The following is an 18822-nucleotide window of genomic DNA, read 5'->3' as shown; positions in this document are numbered from 1 at the left end:
AGCGAACACCCGGCGCATGCACGCACATGCAGTGTGCATGAATCCACCTAGCCGGCAAACAGCCGCAAGGCCGCATGCTGCAGCAGCATGATCGTCTTCCCATCGACGATCTCACCGCGCCCGATCATGCCCATCGCCTCGTCGAAGGGCAGCTCCAGCACCTGGATGTCCTCCCCTTCCGCCACCACCCCGCCTCCCTCGCCAACGCGCTGGCTGTCCTGGTATTCCGCCACAGAAAAGTGCAGCTTCTCGGTCACCGACCCGGGGCTCATGTAAGCCTCGAACACCTTCTCTACCTGCTCGATGCGGTAGCCCGTCTCTTCCTCGGCCTCGATGCGGATGCGGTCGGCCGGCGACATGTCGTCCAGCAGCCCGGCGGCCGCCTCGATCAGCATCCCGTCCGCCAGCCCGTTCAGGTAAGCCGGCAACCGGAACTGCCTGGTCAGCACGACGCTCCGGCGCGCGCGGTTGTAGAGAAGGATCGCGGCGCCATTACCGCGGTCGTAGACCTCGCGCGTCTGGCGCTGGCTGCTGCCATCCTTGCGCAGGTAATCGAAGCTGTATTTCTTGAGCACATACCACTGGTCAGAAAGGACGGAAACATCGACGATCTGGACAAGCTTGGACATGGGTTTTCCTTGACGTTCTCATATTCACAGCCTAACATGCAATTTCGTGCAACTTCAAGATATTTCGTGCAGAATGCTGACCAGCCAACGCAAGAACGAAATCCTGTCCATGCTCAGGCAGCGTGGCCAGGTCGAAGCAAAGGTGCTCGCCGCCCACTACGGGGTCTCGGAAGACACCATCCGCCGGGACTTGCGGGAGATGGCGGCCGAGGGCCTGCTGCAGCGCGTGCACGGCGGCGCCCTGCTGGCCTCGCCTGCGGAAGCCGACCTGACGGAGCGCCAGCAGATCGCCATGGGTTCGAAAGCGCAGGTCGCGGCCGCCGCTAGACGTCTGATCGCGCCCGGCCAGATCGTTATCCTCGACGGCGGCACCACCTGCGCGGAACTGGCCCGCTCCCTGCCGCGCGACATGCCGCTCACGGTGGTCACCCATAGCCCGACCATCGCCGTCGCCCTGGCCGAGCACGAGAAGATCGAGGTCGTGCTGATCGGCGGGCGCCTTTTCCGGCACTCGATGGTCGCCGTCGGCGCGGCCGCGCTCGAGGCGCTGAGCCACGTGCGGGCCGACCTCTACTTCATGGGCGTCACCGGCGTGCACGCCGACGCCGGCTTCAGCACCGGCGACTTCGAAGAGGCCTATATCAAGCGCGCCCTATCCTCCCATGCCGCGGAGACGGTGGTCCTTGCCTCTAGCGAAAAACTCGGCGTGGCGTCCGCCTACAAGATCGGGGGCCTCGGCATGGCCACGAGCCTGGTCGTCGATGGCGAACCGCCGCACGAACTCGGCGCGGCCCTTAAAGGCGCCGGCATCACCGTCGTCAACGACTAAGCAAAGGAACACACCATGCAGGCAAAGACCATCCTGATCGCCGGCCCCTACCGCAGCGGCACAGGCGGCGACCCGGTGCTGATCGAACGGAACCTGAAGGCGCTCGAGCAGGCCGCGCTGGCGGTGTACGACAAGGGGCACTTCCCGCTGATCGGCGAATGGGCCGCGCTGCCGCTGGCGCACGCCACCGGGGTCACGGTGCCGGAAGCGATCCCGCAATCCTTCCTCTACGAAGTCGCCCAGCGCATGCTGCGCCAGTGCCATGCCGTCTACCGCATCGCAGGCGCGTCGCACGGCGCCGACATGGACGTGCAGACGGCGCGGGAGCTGGGCCTGCCGGTCTATTTCGATCTTGCCGATATGCCGCCCGGCGCGCGGAGCAGCTGAACCTACCTCGCGTACGTTTGCCTGAGGCAATCCGAGATTTCAGGGCTGAGTTGCTATAGTGAGAAGTACAGCAATCAGCCGGAGTACGACGATCATGCGACTTCTTCGTCAAGCCGCCATCACACTCGGAGGAATTTTGGTGTCTTCAATCGCTATCGCTGCACCTGAACAGCAGGCCGCAGCCTTCATGAACATCTATTCCACGCACTGCCTGAAGTACCTGCACGACTTCGACGGCCTGCGCAAGCAGCTCTCAAGCTTTCCCCAGCTGCCTGCCGAAGCTGCAGCCATGTTCCTGCAGGGCGCCAAGGGCACTGCCTGGTCGGTGCCGAGCCAGCACGGCCAGTTCGTGCTGGTCGTCCACCAGGACAAGAACCTGTGCGCGCTGTACGCCAAGACGCTGCCCGCCGCGACGGCCCAGGCGATGTTCGAAAAGACGGTGGGCAAGGCGCCCGAACCATTCCGCAGCGAGCGCAAGCGCAATACCTCGGAAAAAGGGCCGGACGGCGTGAAGAGCACCGTCGCCTACGAGTGGTCCACGGACAAGTCGCCGCGCAAGCCGCTGTTCGCGCTCACCACCACGACCAGCAAGAACAGCGTGGCGCAGGGCGTTGCCACCGCGGCGATCGGCCACTAAGCCTTGCCGCTGCGGCGCTGCCCGCTTACGGCAGCCTGATCTTGATGACGGCGTTGCCCGAGGTTGCGTACAGGTTGCCCTTGCCGTCGTTGGTGATGCCCCGGATCGGCGCCAGGCTGCCCGGCAGGTTCCCCGTCTGCAGCGTGCTGTTGCGCGTGGTGCCGGCAATGGTGCTCACCACGCCTTCCGGCGTGATCTTGCGCACCAGGTTGTTGACCGCGTCGGCCGCGTAGACATTGCCTTGCGGGTCGACCGTCAGCGCCACCACTTCCTCGAACGTCGCCGCGGTGCCGGTGCCATTGAGCGCGCCGCGTCCGTTCGGCTGGCCGGCCAACGGGTTCAGGACGTTGGCGTTGACGGTCAAGGGATTGAAGGTGCGGCTGATCCTGCGCTGCAGGTCGAACACGTAGACGTTGTTGTTGCTGTCCGTCGCCACGCCGCGCGCTTCGGCGGTGCGGGTGCCCATCAGGTCCTGGGCCACCTCGGGGCCTTCCAGCATGCCCGTCGCCCCGGTAACGATACGGCGCGTGCTGATCCCGTTCGTCACCAGCAGGTGGTCGCGCGCGTCGGCTGCGATCCCTTTCGGGACCAGCGCCGGCATGCTGCCCGCGGTGACGTTGCTGCCGACCGGAATGGTCGCCACCGTGGCCACCTGGCCGGCGCTGGTGATGCTGCGGATGCGCATCTCGTCGGTGACGAACAGGGTGCCGCTGCTGTTGATCGCCAGCGCCAGCGGCTGGACGAAGCGCGCGCGGTCGCCGGGACCGTCGACGTACTGGCTCGCGCTGGCAGAGCCGGCCAGGGTGGTGACGGCGCCGGCCGGCGTGATCTTGCGGATCGAATCGTTCCCGGTATCCGCCACGTACAGGTTGCCGGCGGCGTCGATGGCGATGCCGGTGGGGCCGTTGAAGCGCGCCGCCGTGCCGGTGGCATTGGTACTGCCCGATTCAGTCGCGCTGCCGGCGACGATGCTGATGGCGGTCTGCGCGGGCGGCTTCTCGTCGTCCTCATCGTCGTCTTTCGGCGGATGGTCGCCGCACGCGGCCAGCAGCAGCATGGCTGCCGAGGCGCACACCAGGCGCAGGCGCCTGCGCGCCACGGTCGTCACTTCCTGTTTCTTCATGTCGGCATCTCCGTGAGTCGATCTGCAAGATGCTAGCACGCGACAGCAGGCGGGTTTTGCGCATTCCTCATGAAGGCTGCATGAAATGCGGGGTCACATGCGGTCGAGTATCTGCACCGAAGCGCGCTCGCTCATCACCAGCACCAGCTTCAGGCGCGCGCGGGTCATGCCGACGAACAGTTTTCTCAGCGTGAGCTCGTCCATCTCCTCGAAGTCGATCTCGGTGAAGATCAGCGCCGGCGCCGACTGGCCCTTGAAGCGGTAGACCGACTCGGCCAGTAGCCCGCCCTCGCGGAATACCGGGTTGCCGAACAGGTCGTAGGCGCCGGTGAAGGAGCGCAGCGTGTGGGCGTCGCTCAGTTTATCGAGCTTGAGGATGCTTGAACGTTCCCTCCCGCGGAAGGAGCAGATCGCAATGTCCTGGCGCCCGAAGCCCGCGGCCAGGCACAGGGTCACGGCGCGCCGGGTCTGGGACAGCATGGCCTCGGTGTCGCCTTCCGGGTAGGTGAGCTCCTCGATGTCGGCGCCCTTGAACGGGCTGCCCGCCTCCACCGGCTGGCTGACGGCGCCGATCGAGCCCAGCATCTGCACGACCTCGCGCGGGCTGCGGTAGTTGGTGTTCGAGTGCAGCACCACCCAGCCGGGCAGCGGCACCGACTCCTTGCCGTACAGGTTCTGGTCCGGGTCTTCCAGCCAGATGGCGCGGCCGCCCTCCTTGAGCATGCGCAGCACGATGTCGCGCCAGACGATTGAAAAATCCTGGCCCTCGTCGACGATGACGACGTCGTACTGCCAGGTCTCGGGCAGGTCGGCTTCCACCAGCGCACCTTCGATCTCGGCCCACACGGTGGGCGAGCCGTAGTCGGGCGTCTTGCCCTGGGCGCGCAGCCAGGCGTCGCACAGCTCGTGGAAGTTGGCGACCCGTCCACCCGCGGGCACCAGGCGCTCGATGTGGTCGGCCAGCGGGCGGTTGAAGCAGACGTAGAGCGGGCGCAGGCCCGCATCGATGGCGGCCGTGTATTCCGCCAGCGCCAGCTGGGTCTTGCCGCTGCCGGCGGTGCCCATCACGCGCAGGCGGTAAGGCGTGAATTCGAGCCGGCGCGCCCAGGTGGCCAGGCCGCCGGACAGTCGCGTGACCATCTGCGTGGCGCAGCCGATCATCGAGCTCGGGTCGGGGCGCAGGCTCAGGGTGTCGCCGAGGTAGCGGGTGACCCGGTCGAATTCCTCGGTGCGCACGGTGACCGGCAGGATTTCCCTGATCTTCGCGCCCAGGCGGCCCTTGGTGGTGGCGTCGATGATGTGGCTGGGGTCGATGCCGGCCTGCTGCGGGTCCTTGACGATGTAGTCGGGGCAGTACAGCAGGTAGTCGATCGACAGTTCGCCCTGGTAGCGCTTGGCGAAGCCTTCGATGGTGTGCAGGATCTGGTGGCGGATCTTGCGCGGCTTGCCCTGGTAGTTCTTGACCAGGCCATCCTTGCTCTCGTTGAGAAAGCCGGCGATCTGCTCGATCAGCAGCAGCCTGCCGTTCGGGGCGACGATGATGAAGTCGATGTCGCCGTAGGCCGAGAAGCCGTGCTCGACGTTGGTCCAGTGGACGCCGTGGTAGATCTCGTAGGGCGTATCTAGCAGGCGCTTCTCGAGGAGCGCGAGGGTTTCGATTTCACGCGCGGCGGAACCGGTGACGGACATCTCGCGCCAGCCGGCAGGATGGATATGGGCCATGGATCGACGGGTGCCTGTTTTTTAGATAGAAACATTGTAAGGCCGATCATGGTTGTTGCCAGCACCATTGGATTTCGTAGGGTGGGCGTCCATCGCGAGCGCCTTGCGAGGTGCGAGGCCAGCTTCCTGGTATGCGCGCTCCCCTTGCGGGAAGCGCACGCCTGCATTGCGCAGGCCCGGATGAATCAGCGGCGGCGCGGCGCCGGACGCGGACCCGAAGGACCACGGTTTTCAATGTGACGGAACGTGATACGGGCCTTGTTCAGGTCGTACGGCGACATTTCCAGCGTGACGCGGTCGCCCGCCAGGATGCGGATGTGGTTCTTCTTCATGCGACCCGAGGTGTAGGCGATCAGCTTGTGGCCGTTGTCGAGTTCAACACGAAAACGCATCTCAGGCAGGATTTCGGACACCAGTCCGTTCATTTCGATCAGTTCTTCTTTGGCCATGTTCATGCTCCTCATGCGTGGATATCAGCCCGCGCGGCGCACGGGTGGTAAAGCGTCGGTTGCACCGCCCGGCGAAGCATGGCGGCGTCGATTCTGATGCTGGCCCGGCCGAAGCCAGGGTTGGAGAAAGGGAAGCGCGCAGCCTGCGGGTGGCGAGCAGGGGCGGAGGCTTGGGCGGCGGCGTAGCGCGGTGCGGCGGTGATGTTGGCGCTGCGGGCCGGAGAAAGTCGGAAGCGCTGCTTCGACGACTGGCCTCCAGTATACCAGTAATAGTGCTGCGGCGCAGAAAGCTCGACCACTCAAGTATTGTCTGATTGCTATACTGCTTGCTTTGATGGAGGATCGACAACATGAAATCCCTGATGACGCTGGTCCTGCTGGCCGGTGTGGCCCTGCCGGGCGCAGCCCAGGACGCGATCCGCTGCACCCTGCTGGTCGATGCCGCCACCGGCAGGGCGCTGGTACGCGAAGGCCAGTGCGAACAGCGCGTCACGCCCGCCTCGACCTTCAAGGTGGCGATCAGCCTGATGGGCTACGACAGCGGCATCCTGGCCGATGAAAACACGCCGCAGCTGCCCTTCCGCGAAGGCTACGTCGACTGGCTGCCGGAATGGCGCAGCACGACCGGTCCGGCCGCGTGGATGAAGCACTCGGTGGTCTGGTATTCGCAGCAGCTCACGACCCGGCTCGGCGCAGAGCGCTTCCAGTCCTACCTCGACCGCTTCGACTACGGCAACCGCGACGCTGCCGGCGGACTGACCCAGGCCTGGCTGGGCAGCTCGCTGAAGATCTCGGCCGACGAGCAGGCGGTGTTCCTGCGCAAGCTGGTCAACCGCACCCTGCCGGTTTCCAGCAAGGCGGTCGACATGACGGCTTCCCTCATGCACTATCCGCGGCTGCGCAACGGCTGGGACCTGTATGCGAAGACCGGCAGCGGGTCCGAGCCGGGCGCGCTGCCGCACGGCTGGCTGGTGGGCTGGACCAGCGACGGCAAGCGCACGATCGTGTTCGCGCGGCTGGTGCAGGATGCGCAGCGCGAGCCCGGCGGCCGCGCCGGGCTGCGCGTGCGCGATGCCTTCATCAAGGAACTGCCGGGGCTGCTGGAGAAGTTGTAGGGTGGGCGGGGGAAAACATGTTTTCCCGCCCACGCGGTATTGTTTGCAGCAAGATCATCGGCACGATATCGGAGCCGGTAACGATCGCCGCGTGGGCGGACAAGCCGCCCACCCTACTGCACCGCACAAATTTCTGCTTGACAGGCGGCCAACTCCTCTTTTAGAGTGGATTGCATGTTCTTCCACCTGCATCTGTCGACTTCCCTACCTGCCGCCGGCGCGCTATCGCTGGCAGCCCTGCTATCAGTTGCGTAATTCGCGCGCGTAAATCCGCCGTACGCCCCGGCACCCCAGCCGGCCCACAAGCAGTCAAGGAAAGTTGTACCGATGTCCAAGATTCCGTTCCACACCCCGTCGTTCCCCGCCACCAGCACCCAGCTGGCGCAAGGCGCGCGCGCGCAGTTTCGTCTCCTGCTAAAGCTACCGACCGGTTGCCGGGCCTAGCGTTCGTGGCCCGTCCGGCAGCCTGCCGCCACACCTGCCCCACCCGGGCCCGTCGTGTCACGCAATCAGGAGAAACGAAATGCTGAAGAACCCCGCCGCCAAATACCGTCCCTTCCCCGCCGTCCAGCTGGCCGACCGCCAGTGGCCGAGCCGCAGCATCACCCGTCCGCCGATCTGGATGAGCACCGACCTGCGCGACGGTAACCAGGCCCTGATCGAGCCGATGAGCCCGGAGAAGAAGCTGCGCTTCTTCGAGATGCTGGTGAAAATCGGCATCAAGGAGATCGAGGTCGGCTTCCCTTCGGCATCGCAGACCGACTTCGACTTCGTGCGCATGCTGGTCGAGGAAGACCGCATCCCGGACGACGTGACCATCATCGTGCTGACCCAGGCGCGCGACGAGCTGATCCGCCGTACGGTGGAATCCGCAGTCGGCGCGAAGAAAGCCATCGTCCACGTCTACAACTCGGTGGCGCCGGTGTTCCGCCGCGTGGTCTTCGGCATGGAACGCGAGGAGATCGTGCAGATCGCGGTGAAGGGCACCCAGCTGATCAAGGAACTGGTGGCCCGGCATCCGCAGACGCAGTGGGGCCTCGAGTATTCGCCCGAATCCTTCTCCACCACCGAGCTCGATTTCTCGAAGCGGATCGTGGATGCCGTGAGCGCCGTGTGGCAGCCGACCGTCGACAACAAGATGATCGTCAACCTGCCCTCCACCGTGGAGGCCAGCACGCCCAACGTCTACGCCGACCAGATCGAATGGATGTGCCGCCACCTCGAGCGCCGCGAAACGCTCATCATCAGCGTGCACCCGCATAACGACCGCGGCACCGCCGTGGCGGCGGCCGAGCTGGCCGTGATGGCCGGCGCCGACCGCGTCGAAGGCTGCCTGTTCGGCAACGGCGAGCGCACCGGCAACGTCGACCTGGTGACGCTGGCGATGAACCTCTACACCCAGGGCGTCGACCCGGGGCTGGACTTCTCGGACATCGACGCGGTGCGCCAGCTGGTGGAGGAATGCAACCAGCTGCCCGTGCACCCGCGCCACCCGTATGCGGGCGACCTGGTCTTCACCGCCTTCTCCGGCTCGCACCAGGACGCCATCAAGAAAGGCTTCGCCGTGCAACAAGCCGATGCGATCTGGGAAGTACCCTACCTGCCGATCGACCCGGCCGACCTGGGCCGCAGCTACGACGCCGTCATCCGCGTCAACAGCCAGTCCGGCAAGGGCGGCATGGCCTACCTGCTGCAGCAGGAATACGGCCTGGAGCTGCCGCGCCGCCTGCAGATCGAGTTCTCGCGCGCGGTGCAGCGCGTGGCCGATTCAACCGGCCGCGAAATCGCCGCAGCAAGCATCCATGCGCTGTTCTCGCGCGAATACCTGGAGCAGGACACGCCGTACGAGTACATGGCGCACCGCATGCTCGAGGACAGCGCGCACGGCGTGCAGATCGAGCTGGACGTGGCGCGCAACCACGCGCCGCAGTCCCTGCAAGGCAGCGGCAACGGCCCGATCGACGCTTTCGTGAACGCGCTCGGCCTGGACATCCGCCTGATGGACTACCACGAGCACGCGATCGGCCGCGGCGCCGACGCCCGCGCCGCCTGCTACGTCGAGCTGCGGGTGGGCAGCGGCCAGACCCTGTTCGGCGTCGGCATCGACAGCAATATCGTGACGGCCTCGTTCCGCGCGGTGCTGTCGGCGGTGAACCGCCACCTGGCGATCGCGGGCACGGGCGACGCGGCGATCGCCGCCTGAGGCCCTTGCGCGGGAACCGGCGCCCCCCGGTGTTGCTTTCGTACCCCTACGATTGTTTCCAGCGTGAAATATTTATTGTTACAAACAGGCATCTGATGCACACTTGGACCTCCATGCTTCAGTGCAGGTCCAGCCGTGTACATCCCGTTCCTATTCGCCCTGCTGTTTGCCGGCCAATCGCCGCTGCGCCACCAGGCCTGGCGGCGCTGGCTGCCGGCGCTCGCGCTTGTCCTGGCGGGACTCCCGGGCAGCGGCGCCGCCCAGGCCGCCGTCTTCCACTTCGACGGCCGGCAGGTCGGCGGCTGCACCCTGAGCGACAAGGAATACAGCTGCCCTAGTGCCTCCGCCATCAACGGCAATGACGAGGTCATCATCGCCTCCGGCTACACCCTCAAGGTCAACAACAGTTTCGCCTTCGGTTGGAACCAGAGCCTGGTCATGCGCGCCGGCTCCCGGCTGGTTTTCACGGGCAGCTTCAGCCTTGCGGACATGAACCCCGACAAGCTCGACGTGACCGGCGGCAGCATTGCGGTCGGCGGCACCTTCTACATGGGCAGCTCGGCGCAGTCGATGACAGCGGACGTGAGCGCCAACGCCATCCAGCTCGGCAGCGCACGGGTGACGATCAACGGCAACCTGACGGCGCAAGGGACGCTCGCCATCAGTTCGGGATCGAAAATCACGGGCAACGTCAGCGGCGCATCAATCACCGCCTCCCCCTCCACGACCATCACCGGCAACGTCATCGCAAGCAGCAAGTTCACGCTCGGATCGGGCAGCACGGTCTCGGGCAGCGTGACGGCTCCCATGTTCGACATGCTCGCATCGAACAGCACGGTGAACGGCAACATCACCGCCGCCACGTCATTCACGATGGGCTCGGGGAATACCGTCAACGGTAACGTCTCGACCGGCGTCTTCGACATGCAAGCCTCGGGCAGCAGGATCAAGGGGAGCGTCACCGCCGCCACCAGGATCAGCATGGGGTCGGGGAACACCGTCGACGGCAGCGTCGATACCGGCGACCTGCTGCTGCAGTCCTCGAATGCCCTCATCACCGGCAACGCCAGCGTCAACTGGGCCACGCTGGAGTCGGCCGGACGGATCGCCGGCACCATCTTCTGCAAGAAGGGCACCACGGCCGGCAAGTGCGACTGCGTGACCAACAACAGCGGCTTCCCGGTCAATACCGCCAATGGACCGCGTTGCGAAGGCCCGGCGGCGTCCCAGGGGCTGCGGCGCTTCCTGATCACCCACGACGGCGAAGGCGACACCTGCCTGTCCGAGAAGATCACGGTCACCGCCTGCGCCAACGCCACCTGCACCGCACCGCACTTTGCCGGCACGGTCTCGGCCAGGCTGCTGGGGCAGGACTTCACGATCGCCGCGAACGCCGGTTCGGCCGTCATCGACTTCATACGCATCGCCGCGGGGAGCGTCGAGCTGGACGTGACCGGCGCGACGGTCACCCCCGAGAACGCCAGGGAGTGCTACCGCACCAGCAACAACACCAACAGCTGCACCATGAACTTCACGGGGGGAACCAAGCTCAAGCTGAGCGTTCCTCCCCACGCCGCCGACGCGGCCGGCGTCATGGCCACGCTGGAGGCGGTCAGGGCGAACGATGACAACAGCGCCTGCATCGCGGCCTTCCAGAACCAGTCCCCTTCGGTGAGCTATGCCTGCAGCTACGGCAAGCCGAAGACCGGCACACTGGCGCCGGTGCTGGGCGGCGCCGCGCTGGCCTGCACGCCCGGAACGACAAACAAGATCACGACCGCTTTCAACAACAACGGCAGTGCGCAGGTTTCTTACAGATACGCCGATGCCGGCGAAATCAGGCTGAGCGCCGTCATCGATGACCCCAGGGGCAAGGCCAGCGGCGAAGGCAGCGCCGTGACGGCGCCGGCTTCCTTCCTGATCGAGCCGGTTGCAGGACCGATTCGCGCGGGGGCCGCGTTCGCGCTCAAGCTCACGGCCCGCAACCTTGCGGGCGCCACCACGCGCAACTTCGACACCCAGGCCCTGAACGATGCACTGGCGACCGGCCATGCCGTGAGCCTGGGGGTCGAGTGCCACGCGCAGGGTGGAAACAGGCGCAGCCTCACCGCGGCGGCGCCGGTCTTCAGCGCGGGGGTCGCCTCGGTGGCCGCCACCTGGCCCGACGTCGGCAACATCGACCTGAACGCGAGCCTGTCGGGCTTCCTCGGCACCAGCCTGGGCGCCTCGGGCAGCACCAACACCGCAGGCGCCGGCAACTGCAGCGGCAGCGTCGGTCGTTTCATTCCGGCCTACTTCGAGGTGGCCCTGGCAGCGCCGCGCTCCATCTATTACGCAGGCGAGCCCTTCCCGCTGCGGGTCAGCGCCATGAACAAGGCGGGCGCGGTGACGGCCAACTACAGCGCGCTGCGCGGCCTGAGCGAGCCCCTGGCACTGGCGGCAAACGACAAGACCGGCACGGCTTTCGCAGCGCCACCGGGCGGCTTGTCCACCGTCACGGTCGGCGCCGACAAGTTCAGCGACGGTGTCGCCCTGCTCGAACTGAGCTACGTCTTCACCCCGGCGCCGCGCGCACCGGCCCAGATCCGCCTGCGCGCCGGCAACGGCAAGCCGGCCCCGCTCGACGTGTCCTCGGCCACGCCTGCCGCGGCCGAGGACAGCGCGATGCCCATCATCCGCAGCGGCCGGCTGCGTATCGGCAACCGCTTCGGCGGCCTCAAGTCGACGCTGTCGGTGCCGGTGACGGCCGAGTACTGGACCGGCAAGAGCTGGCTGCTCCATAGCGACGACAATGCCACCCTCATTCCGCGGGACGCATTCGGATTCAAGCCGGCTAGCGCCGGGATGACGGTGGAGCGTGCCATCCCGGGGAGCGGGCTGAAACTGGTCAATGGCGCCGCCGCCTTCGACCTGCGCGTGACGGCCGGCGGTTCGGGGCCGGTCGACATCGCGGCCAACCTGGGTAACGGCAAGCAGGACAATGCCTGCATCGGCAATCAGGCCGGTACCGGCAAGGAGTCGGCCGGCGCCGGCATGGCCTGGCTGCGCTCGATCACGACCGGCTGCGGCACGAGCGAGCCCAGGGATCCGAACGGCCGCGCCACCTTCGGCGTCTACACGCCGGAAAACCGCCGCATCATCCACGTGCGCGAGGTGTTCAATTGATTCGATTGGATGCCGCGCGCGGCTTCACGATGGTCGAACTGGTGATGGTCATGGTGCTGATCGGCGTGCTCGCCGCGATCGGGGCGCCGAAGCTCGTCGGCGAAAACAGCTTCGCCGCCGCCACCTTCGGCGACGAGGTCGCGAGCGCGCTGCGCACCGCGCAGAAGACGGCGGTGGCGCGCCGCCGCCTGGTGTGTGCGACCGTCGATGCTTCCTCGGTCACCCTGCAACTGGCAAGGAAACCGGCCGCGACCGCCTGCGACATCGCGCTCGACGGGATCGGGGCCAGCACCACGGCCAAGGGCGTGACGGCCACCAGCCATACGCTGTACTTCCAGCCGAACGGACTGATCACGGCCAGCGCGACCGGCCGCGAGACCGTGCGCGGCGCGGTTGTGATCCGCCTCGATGGCGAGGAGCGTCGCCGCATCGCCTTCGAAGGGAGCACCGGCTATGTCCAGTAGGCGCATGGCCGGGGTCACCCTGGTGGAACTGATCGTCGCCATCGTCATCATCGGCACCGCCCTGGCCGGCCTGGTGGCGGCCTTCACCCGCGCCAACCTGGCCAGCACCGATCCGGTGATCACGCAGCAGATGCTGGCCGTCGGCGAGGGCATGATGGAAGAGGTCCTGCTCAAGCCCTTCGCCATCACCGACGACGAGGCCGCGGCGCCGACCCGTGCCCAGTTCAACGACGTGCGCGACTATGACCGCCTGGACGACGCCAATCCCGGCTATGCGAGCAGCGGCATCCGCGACATCGGCGGCGAGCCCATCGCCGGGCTGGGGGACTATGGCGTCAGCGTGCGGGTCGAGTCGAATGGCGTGGCCTTGACCGGCGTCCCGGCCGGGAACGCGCTGCGCGTCACCGTCACCGTGACCCACGGAGACCGGCAGCTCTCGCTGACGGGCTGGCGGACCAGCCCATGGGAGGCGCCATGAAGCGCAGGCACGGACAGCGCGGCTTCACCCTGGTCGAGCAGCTTATCGTGGTGGTGCTGGTCGGGGTCCTGGGCGGCATCCTGGCGAGGCAGCTCGCTCCGACGATGCAGGGCTATCTGGCGGTAGGCAGGCGCGCCGCGCTGACCAACCAGGCCGATACCGCGCTGCGCCGCATCGTGCAGGAGGTGCGTGCGGCGGTGCCGAATTCACTCAGGCTGGGCCATGCGCAATGCCTCGAGCTGGTCCCGACCACCGACGGGGGGCGCTTCCGCGCGGGACCCGACGTCGAAGCGGGGCGTAGCGGCGATGCCTTCCTCGACTACGACGTCGCCGCCACGCAGTTCGACGTGATGACGCCCTTCACCACGCGGCCGGCCGCGGGCGACCTGGTCGTGATCGGCAACCAGAATCCGGGTGACGTCTATGGCGGCGGCAACGTCTCGACCATCACCTCGGTCGACGACCACAAGGAGCCGGATGACTGGAAGGGCGCGCACCGCCTCGGCGTGACGCCGACCCGCATCCCCTTCGGCTACCAGGACGGCCGCTTCGTCGTGGTGCCGGGCGGCGAGCAGGCGGTCAGTTATATCTGCGCGGGCGCCGGGCTGGAGGATGGACGCGGCCAGGGCGTGCTGTACCGGGTCGTCCGCGGGCTCTCGCCGACGCAGAGCTGCGAGGTGCCGGACGATGCGCCGGTGCTGGCCTCCAAGGTCGCCAGCTGCACCTTCGTCTACTCGCCCAACCACGGCGCCACCCAGCAGAGCGGCTTCGTCCAGCTGCAGCTGAGCCTGGCCGACGGCGGCGAATCGGTCGCGCTGACACTGGGCGCACATGTGAGTAATGTGCCATGAGCGGTGCCATGAAGCGCATCACGAACCGGCTTCGCCAGTCCGGCTTCGCCTACATCGCGGCGGTGGTGCTGCTGGTCGTCGTGGCCGGCGTGTGCGTCGCGCTGCTGCGGATGACGGGCACCCAGCAGGCCACCGTCGACACCGCCCTGCTCGGGGCGCGTGCCAGCCTGGCTGCGCGCGGCGGCATCGAATGGGGCTTCTACCAACTGCGCAACGGCAGCTGCGATGACAAGGGGCGGACGCTGGCCGACTTCGCCAGCGACAGCGGCTTCCAGGTCACGGTGCGCTGCACGTACAAGGATTTCAACGAAGGCGAGGACAGCGCCGGCAAGCCGGTGCAGAAGCGCATGGTGCAGCTGGAAGCCGTCGCCTGCAACGGCGGCGCGACCTGTCCCAGTACCGAAGCTGCGGTGGTCGCGAACCCCGGCTATGTCGAGCGCCGCCGCGTGGCCACGACCTGCATCATGGACACAGCCGCCCTGTGCTGATTGTTGATGGAAGCGGAATAATCTTGCTGCTCAGCAGCTAATTATCTTTTTCGGATAATGGTCCATCATGCATGCATCCACTCACCCACCCACAGGAGGAAGCATGAACAAGGACGCTCAACAAGTCGCGATCGTCACCGGCGCCTCGCGCGGCATCGGCGCCGCCCTGGCCCAGCGCCTGGCCGAGGACGGCTACGGGGTGGTCGTCAACTACGCCAGCAACGAAGCCGAGGCCCATCGCGTGCTCGCCACCCTGCATGCCTGCGGCCACAAGGCGATTGCCGTCAAGGCCGACGTGGCGAATCCGATTGAAGTGCGCGCGCTGTTCGACACTGCCGAGCGCGAGCTGGGCAAGGTCGACGTGCTGGTCAACAATGCCGGCGTGCTCAAGACGGTGTCGCTGGCCGACACCTCCGACGAGCTGTTCGCCCAGACCTTCGGCGTCAACGTACAGGGCACCTTCAACACCCTGCGCGAAGCGGCGCGCCGCCTGAACGACGGCGGACGCATCGTCAATTTTTCCACCAGCGTGCTGGCGATGAAGCTGCCCGGCTACGCCGTCTACAGCGCCAGCAAGGCTGCGGTGGAAGCGATGGGCGCGGTGTTCGCCAAGGAGCTGCGCGGGCGCCGCATCCGCGTCAACACCGTGGCGCCGGGGCCGGTTGCCACCGAGCTGTTCTTTTCGGGGAAGACCCAGGAGCAGATCGAGGGTTTCGCCAAGCTGCCGCCGCTCGAGCGCCTCGGCGAGCCGGGAGATATCGCGCGCATCGTGTCCTTCCTGGTGGGCGAAGAGTCCGGCTGGATCAATGGCCAGGTGCTGCGCGCCAATGGGGGCACTATCTGAGCAGCGGGGGCTATAATTGTCTTCATGTCCTATCGCCTCGCCATCTTCGACTTCGACGGCACGCTGGCCGATTCCTTCCCCTTCTTCATCAGCGTGTTCAACCAGATCGCCGACGAGCACGGCTTCCGGCGCGTCGGCGAGGCGGAGGCCCAGCAGCTGCGCCACCACGACACCCGCGCGATCATGCGTCACGTCGGCATGCCGGCCTGGAAGCTGCCGCTGGCCTCGCGCAGCTTCATCGGCCTGATGCGCGAGAACGCGGCGCGCATCCCGCTGTTCGACGGGATAGGGGATGTGCTGCACACGCTCGACCGCGAAGGTGTGAGGCTGGCGATCGTGTCCTCGAACTCGGAACAGAACGTGCGGCTGGTGCTGGGCCCGCGCCTGAGCGGCCTGTTCGGTCACTACGAATGCGGGATGTCGGTGTTCGGCAAGGCCGGGCGCATCCGCAAGGTGGTGAAGCGCGCGGCGGTGCCGCCGGCGCATGCGCTCTACGTCGGCGACCAGGCGATGGATGCCGATGCCGCGCGCCGTGCCGGTGTCGCCTTCGGCGCGGTCAGCTGGGGCTATGCGCCGATCGAGGCGCTGCGGCGGGTGACGCCGGACCGCGAGTTCGGCACGCCGCAGGAACTGCTCCACATCGTACGCCCGCCCCAGACAAGAAGTGCCTAGCCCTTCACGCACACCACTTGCTTGAGCGTGTGCACCACCTCGACCAGGTCGCGCTGCGCATGCATGACGGCGTCGATGTCCTTGTAGGCCATCGGAATCTCGTCGATCACGCCTTCGTCCTTGCGCGATTCCACCCCTTGCAGCGCGCGCTCCATGTCCGCTCGCGTGAAGCGGCGCTTGGCCTCGGTGCGGCTCATGACGCGCCCGGCGCCGTGGCTGCAGCTATTGAAACTTTCCGGATTGCCCTTGCCGCGCACAATGAAGCTTCGCGCGCCCATCGATCCCGGGATGATGCCGAGCTCGCCTTCACGCGCCGACACCGCGCCCTTGCGGGTGACGAAGACGTCCTTGCCGAAGTGGTTCTCCTTCTGCACATAGTTGTGGTGGCAATTGACTGCCTCTACATGTGTCTCGAAGCGTTTCGGGATCACCTCGCGCATCGCACGGATCACGTTGTGCATCATGACTTCGCGGTTGATGCGCGCGAACTTCTGGGCCCAGCCGACCGCTTCCACGTAATCGTCGTAGTGCTGGGTGCCTTCCTTCAGGTAGGCCAGGTCCTGGTCGGGCAGGTTGACCATGTGGCGCCGCATGTCCTGGCGCGCCAGCTCGATGAAGTGGGTGCCGATTGCATTGCCCACCCCGCGCGAGCCTGAGTGCAGCATCACCCAGACGAAGCCTTCCTCATCCAGGCAGACCTCGACGAAGTGGTTGCCGCTGCCGAGCGTACCCAGGTGCTTGTAGTGGTTGGAGCCGCGCAGCTTCGGGTACTTGCGGCAGATGGCGTCGAACTCGTCCTTGAGCTTGGCCCAGCCGGCATCGACCGGCGGCGGCGGGTTGTTCCACGCACCGACGTCGCGGCTGCCCTTGTTGTTGCGGATCTTGGGCGACATCCCGTGCGGGACCGCCTGTTCGATGGCGCTGCGCAGGCCGGACAGGTTGTCAGGCAGGTCGTCGGCGCGCAAGGTGGTCTTGGCCGCCATCATGCCGCAGCCGATGTCCACGCCCACCGCGGCGGGGATCACCGCGCCCAGGGTCGGGATCACGCTGCCGATGGTCGAACCCTTGCCAACATGGACGTCCGGCATCACGGCAACGTGGTGGAAGACGAAGGGCAGTTGCGCCAGCTTTTCCAGCTGCTCCCTGGCCTCGGCTTCGACGGGCACGCCCTGCGTCCACATCTTGACCGGCTTGCCGCCTTCCGGCGACAGCAGCTCGATGCCCGATGGGGTCCCGGTGTCTTGCTTGGTGTTTCGCTGTCCCATGCGCCCTATCTTCGCGCAAATTCGGAAAGCATGCTGTCCGTTTCCCGCCCCTGCGGTTGCACCGGCCCGATGGCCCTTCTATACTCCGTGAAACGATGCAATCATGCATCACCTGACGATGGAACCACCATGCGCAAGCCACTTTTCCTGCTCCCTCCGCTGCTCGCATCGCTGCTGCTGGCCGGCTGCGTCAACGATTCGTCCAGCTACCAAATCGAGGGCAATGATCACGCGCTCACCGTGCGCGTGATGCAGGACTATTTCTGGAGCAAGAATGCGACGCTGCGCCTGACCGCCGCGCGCATGCCGGACTGCCAGCGGCAGATGGAGCTGGGCGAGGTATCGCTGTCGGGCCTGGAAATCGAGCTGTTTGCGAGCGGTCCGAACGTGTACACGCTGCGCTCAGGGGAGGACGTCTGGCAGGTGGAAACCCAGGGCTGTACCGAACTGGAGGCGCCGGAAGCGAATGCCGTCACCGGCCAGGCGCTGGGCAGCTTCCACCTCGACGAGCACGACAAGCTGGTATTCGAGCCTGCCGCGGATGCCGGCACGGCCCCGGCTTCGGAATAACAAGGGCAACGAGACAACGCAGGGAAACGCGGCCGGCGCAGGAACCCGTCCACGCGTCCTGCGTGCGTTGGATCCCCTCGCCCGACGCAGGTGGCGACCGGTACGTTGCCGGCCGCGCTGCCCTACCCGGTCTTTATCAACCCGGTCAACATCAACATCATCAAGGGCGCAGCCAGCCGCGCCCGATCGGTACCGCCAGCACGCGGCGGTACACGTTTTCCACCACCGGCAGCAGGTACGCGCACGCCGCGCGCAGCGCCGGCGCTTGCACCAGCAAGGCCATGGATGCCGACATCAGGAGCGCTCCGGCCATGTCCTTCGGCCAGTGCACGCCGAGGTAGACACGCGACCACGCCACCACCAGCGCCAGCGGCAGCAGCATCCAGCCGACGCGGCGCGCTTCCTGCACCCGGCTGAAGGCCAGCACCAGAGCTACTGAAAAGATGCTGGTGGCATGGTCACTCGGGAAAGAACTGTCTGGGGCATGCAGCAGGAAGGTCTGGCCGACGTCGAGGACGAAGGGCCGCGGGCTGTACCAGAAATGGCCGATCAAGCCGTTCAGCGTGAGCGCGCCGGCGGCGGCAATGAAAGCCCGCAGCGCGACCTCGCGCCCCGGCCCGCCGCCGAGCCACAGCATGACGAGCGACAGCGGCATCACGAAGATCAGCCACTGCGCGGCGAAGATGGCCCCTATCAGCTGCCAGCCGTTCAAGCCGGCCTGGGCATTGAGGGTGGAAAAAAGGATGAGGTTGAGGTGCTCGAACATGGTGCGGGATCGACAATAAATTATTGACACGCTTTTGCTTAGCTTAGCCGAGCCCAGCCGATGCACTTCTCAAGAAGTGCAACAGATTGTGACAATGTGCGAGCAATGTCGCGCACGACTGCTTCAGCTCAATGGCGATTGAGCTGGCGCCTCAGTTGCGTCAGC

General features: G+C 66.4%; 19 protein-coding genes. 13 read left to right on the top strand and 6 right to left on the bottom strand.

Features of this window, described 5'->3' with window-relative positions; genetic code table 11:
• Positions 1–47: 47 nt before the first annotated feature.
• Positions 48–629: a GDP-mannose pyrophosphatase gene (locus tag MA09_RS23250; RefSeq protein WP_036253581.1), complete on the bottom strand. Its 582-nt coding sequence runs from the start codon at positions 627–629 to the stop codon at positions 48–50.
• Positions 630–702: 73 nt separating this feature from the next.
• Between MA09_RS23250 and MA09_RS23245 the strand changes: the two genes are divergently transcribed.
• The 3 genes from MA09_RS23245 to MA09_RS23235 all read left to right on the top strand — a co-directional run bounded on the left by MA09_RS23245 (position 703) and on the right by MA09_RS23235 (position 2482).
• Entirely contained in the window at positions 703–1458 is a 756-nt protein-coding gene (locus MA09_RS23245) for a DeoR/GlpR family DNA-binding transcription regulator (protein ID WP_036253578.1), read from the top strand.
• 15 nt (positions 1459–1473) lie between these two features.
• Positions 1474–1845 (top strand): NUDIX hydrolase, encoded by a 372-nt coding sequence (locus MA09_RS23240; RefSeq protein WP_036253577.1) that lies wholly within the window; start codon positions 1474–1476, stop codon positions 1843–1845.
• Positions 1846–2032: 187 nt separating this feature from the next.
• Positions 2033–2482 (top strand): hypothetical protein, encoded by a 450-nt coding sequence (locus MA09_RS23235; protein ID WP_036253575.1) that lies wholly within the window; start codon positions 2033–2035, stop codon positions 2480–2482.
• Between the two features lie 25 nt (positions 2483–2507).
• On the opposite strand, the gene MA09_RS23230 is transcribed toward MA09_RS23235, so the two are convergent.
• The 3 genes from MA09_RS23230 to infA all read right to left on the bottom strand — a co-directional run bounded on the left by MA09_RS23230 (position 2508) and on the right by infA (position 5776).
• Positions 2508–3605, bottom strand: coding sequence for a hypothetical protein (locus MA09_RS23230; protein WP_036253574.1), 1098 nt, complete (start codon positions 3603–3605; stop codon positions 2508–2510).
• A 93-nt stretch (positions 3606–3698) separates the two neighbouring features.
• The gene (locus MA09_RS23225; RefSeq protein WP_036253572.1) at positions 3699–5327 is read right to left on the bottom strand and encodes an ATP-binding domain-containing protein; all 1629 of its coding nucleotides are present in this window, start codon (positions 5325–5327) and stop codon (positions 3699–3701) included.
• 185 nt (positions 5328–5512) lie between these two features.
• On the bottom strand, positions 5513–5776 hold the full coding sequence (infA, locus tag MA09_RS23220; RefSeq protein ID WP_027867080.1) for a translation initiation factor IF-1: 264 nt from the start codon (positions 5774–5776) through the stop codon (positions 5513–5515).
• 350 nt (positions 5777–6126) lie between these two features.
• Here infA and MA09_RS23215 point away from each other — a divergent pair, with 350 nt between their 5' ends.
• From MA09_RS23215 to MA09_RS23175, 9 genes are all read left to right on the top strand, one after another.
• Positions 6127–6891, top strand: a complete 765-nt coding sequence (locus tag MA09_RS23215; RefSeq protein ID WP_036253570.1) for a penicillin-binding transpeptidase domain-containing protein — start codon at positions 6127–6129, stop codon at positions 6889–6891.
• 523 nt (positions 6892–7414) lie between these two features.
• Positions 7415–9094, top strand: a complete 1680-nt coding sequence (leuA, locus tag MA09_RS23210) for a 2-isopropylmalate synthase (protein WP_036253569.1) — start codon at positions 7415–7417, stop codon at positions 9092–9094.
• Between the two features lie 135 nt (positions 9095–9229).
• On the top strand, positions 9230–12259 hold the full coding sequence (locus MA09_RS23205; RefSeq protein ID WP_036253567.1) for a DUF6701 domain-containing protein: 3030 nt from the start codon (positions 9230–9232) through the stop codon (positions 12257–12259).
• Complete coding sequence (locus MA09_RS23885; RefSeq protein ID WP_152594767.1) at positions 12256–12723, top strand: prepilin-type N-terminal cleavage/methylation domain-containing protein; 468 nt, start codon at positions 12256–12258, stop codon at positions 12721–12723. Before MA09_RS23205 ends, MA09_RS23885 begins: the two co-directional genes overlap by 4 nt.
• A complete protein-coding gene (locus MA09_RS23195; protein ID WP_036253565.1) occupies positions 12713–13201 on the top strand; it encodes a prepilin-type N-terminal cleavage/methylation domain-containing protein in 489 nt (162 codons plus the stop codon). The genes MA09_RS23885 and MA09_RS23195 overlap by 11 nt, the downstream gene beginning before the upstream one ends.
• Positions 13198–14052, top strand: a complete 855-nt coding sequence (locus MA09_RS23190) for a prepilin-type N-terminal cleavage/methylation domain-containing protein (protein ID WP_229440827.1) — start codon at positions 13198–13200, stop codon at positions 14050–14052. Before MA09_RS23195 ends, MA09_RS23190 begins: the two co-directional genes overlap by 4 nt.
• 8 nt (positions 14053–14060) lie before the next feature.
• On the top strand, positions 14061–14540 hold the full coding sequence (locus tag MA09_RS23185) for a hypothetical protein (RefSeq protein ID WP_051933722.1): 480 nt from the start codon (positions 14061–14063) through the stop codon (positions 14538–14540).
• A 103-nt stretch (positions 14541–14643) separates the two neighbouring features.
• A complete protein-coding gene (locus tag MA09_RS23180) occupies positions 14644–15384 on the top strand; it encodes an SDR family oxidoreductase (RefSeq protein ID WP_036253562.1) in 741 nt (246 codons plus the stop codon).
• 24 nt (positions 15385–15408) lie between these two features.
• On the top strand, positions 15409–16056 hold the full coding sequence (locus tag MA09_RS23175; RefSeq protein WP_036253561.1) for an HAD hydrolase-like protein: 648 nt from the start codon (positions 15409–15411) through the stop codon (positions 16054–16056).
• On the opposite strand, the gene MA09_RS23170 is transcribed toward MA09_RS23175, so the two are convergent.
• The gene (locus tag MA09_RS23170) at positions 16053–17237 is read right to left on the bottom strand and encodes an RtcB family protein (RefSeq protein ID WP_152594780.1); all 1185 of its coding nucleotides are present in this window, start codon (positions 17235–17237) and stop codon (positions 16053–16055) included. The genes MA09_RS23175 and MA09_RS23170 overlap by 4 nt on opposite strands.
• 213 nt (positions 17238–17450) lie before the next feature.
• Here MA09_RS23170 and MA09_RS23165 point away from each other — a divergent pair, with 213 nt between their 5' ends.
• A complete protein-coding gene (locus MA09_RS23165; RefSeq protein ID WP_036253559.1) occupies positions 17451–17891 on the top strand; it encodes a hypothetical protein in 441 nt (146 codons plus the stop codon).
• Positions 17892–18051: 160 nt separating this feature from the next.
• On the opposite strand, the gene MA09_RS23160 is transcribed toward MA09_RS23165, so the two are convergent.
• Positions 18052–18657, bottom strand: coding sequence for a phosphatase PAP2 family protein (locus tag MA09_RS23160; protein ID WP_036253557.1), 606 nt, complete (start codon positions 18655–18657; stop codon positions 18052–18054).
• Positions 18658–18822 lie beyond the last annotated feature (165 nt).

It is taken from the genome of Massilia sp. BSC265 (assembly GCF_000740675.1).
Classification (GTDB): domain Bacteria; phylum Pseudomonadota; class Gammaproteobacteria; order Burkholderiales; family Burkholderiaceae_D; genus Telluria.
Note: the sequence above shows the minus strand (reverse complement) of the source record. Positions and strands in the feature narration are given on the sequence as shown.

What these genes read in the sequence shown, in the direction of transcription:
- MA09_RS23250 (WP_036253581.1), bottom strand. Translation starts at nt 629, where the DNA reads ATGTCCAAGCTTGTCCAGATCGTCGATGTTTCCGTCCTTTCTGACCAG.
- MA09_RS23245 (WP_036253578.1), top strand. Translation starts at nt 703, where the DNA reads ATGCTGACCAGCCAACGCAAGAACGAAATCCTGTCCATGCTCAGGCAG.
- MA09_RS23240 (WP_036253577.1), top strand. Translation starts at nt 1,474, where the DNA reads ATGCAGGCAAAGACCATCCTGATCGCCGGCCCCTACCGCAGCGGCACA.
- MA09_RS23235 (WP_036253575.1), top strand. Translation starts at nt 2,033, where the DNA reads ATGAACATCTATTCCACGCACTGCCTGAAGTACCTGCACGACTTCGAC.
- MA09_RS23230 (WP_036253574.1), bottom strand. Translation starts at nt 3,605, where the DNA reads ATGAAGAAACAGGAAGTGACGACCGTGGCGCGCAGGCGCCTGCGCCTG.
- MA09_RS23225 (WP_036253572.1), bottom strand. Translation starts at nt 5,327, where the DNA reads ATGGCCCATATCCATCCTGCCGGCTGGCGCGAGATGTCCGTCACCGGT.
- infA (WP_027867080.1), bottom strand. Translation starts at nt 5,776, where the DNA reads ATGGCCAAAGAAGAACTGATCGAAATGAACGGACTGGTGTCCGAAATC.
- MA09_RS23215 (WP_036253570.1), top strand. Translation starts at nt 6,127, where the DNA reads ATGAAATCCCTGATGACGCTGGTCCTGCTGGCCGGTGTGGCCCTGCCG.
- leuA (WP_036253569.1), top strand. Translation starts at nt 7,415, where the DNA reads ATGCTGAAGAACCCCGCCGCCAAATACCGTCCCTTCCCCGCCGTCCAG.
- MA09_RS23195 (WP_036253565.1), top strand. Translation starts at nt 12,713, where the DNA reads ATGTCCAGTAGGCGCATGGCCGGGGTCACCCTGGTGGAACTGATCGTC.
- MA09_RS23190 (WP_229440827.1), top strand. Translation starts at nt 13,198, where the DNA reads ATGAAGCGCAGGCACGGACAGCGCGGCTTCACCCTGGTCGAGCAGCTT.
- MA09_RS23185 (WP_051933722.1), top strand. Translation starts at nt 14,061, where the DNA reads ATGAAGCGCATCACGAACCGGCTTCGCCAGTCCGGCTTCGCCTACATC.
- MA09_RS23180 (WP_036253562.1), top strand. Translation starts at nt 14,644, where the DNA reads ATGAACAAGGACGCTCAACAAGTCGCGATCGTCACCGGCGCCTCGCGC.
- MA09_RS23175 (WP_036253561.1), top strand. Translation starts at nt 15,409, where the DNA reads ATGTCCTATCGCCTCGCCATCTTCGACTTCGACGGCACGCTGGCCGAT.
- MA09_RS23170 (WP_152594780.1), bottom strand. Translation starts at nt 17,237, where the DNA reads ATGTGGACGCAGGGCGTGCCCGTCGAAGCCGAGGCCAGGGAGCAGCTG.
- MA09_RS23165 (WP_036253559.1), top strand. Translation starts at nt 17,451, where the DNA reads ATGCGCAAGCCACTTTTCCTGCTCCCTCCGCTGCTCGCATCGCTGCTG.
- MA09_RS23160 (WP_036253557.1), bottom strand. Translation starts at nt 18,657, where the DNA reads ATGTTCGAGCACCTCAACCTCATCCTTTTTTCCACCCTCAATGCCCAG.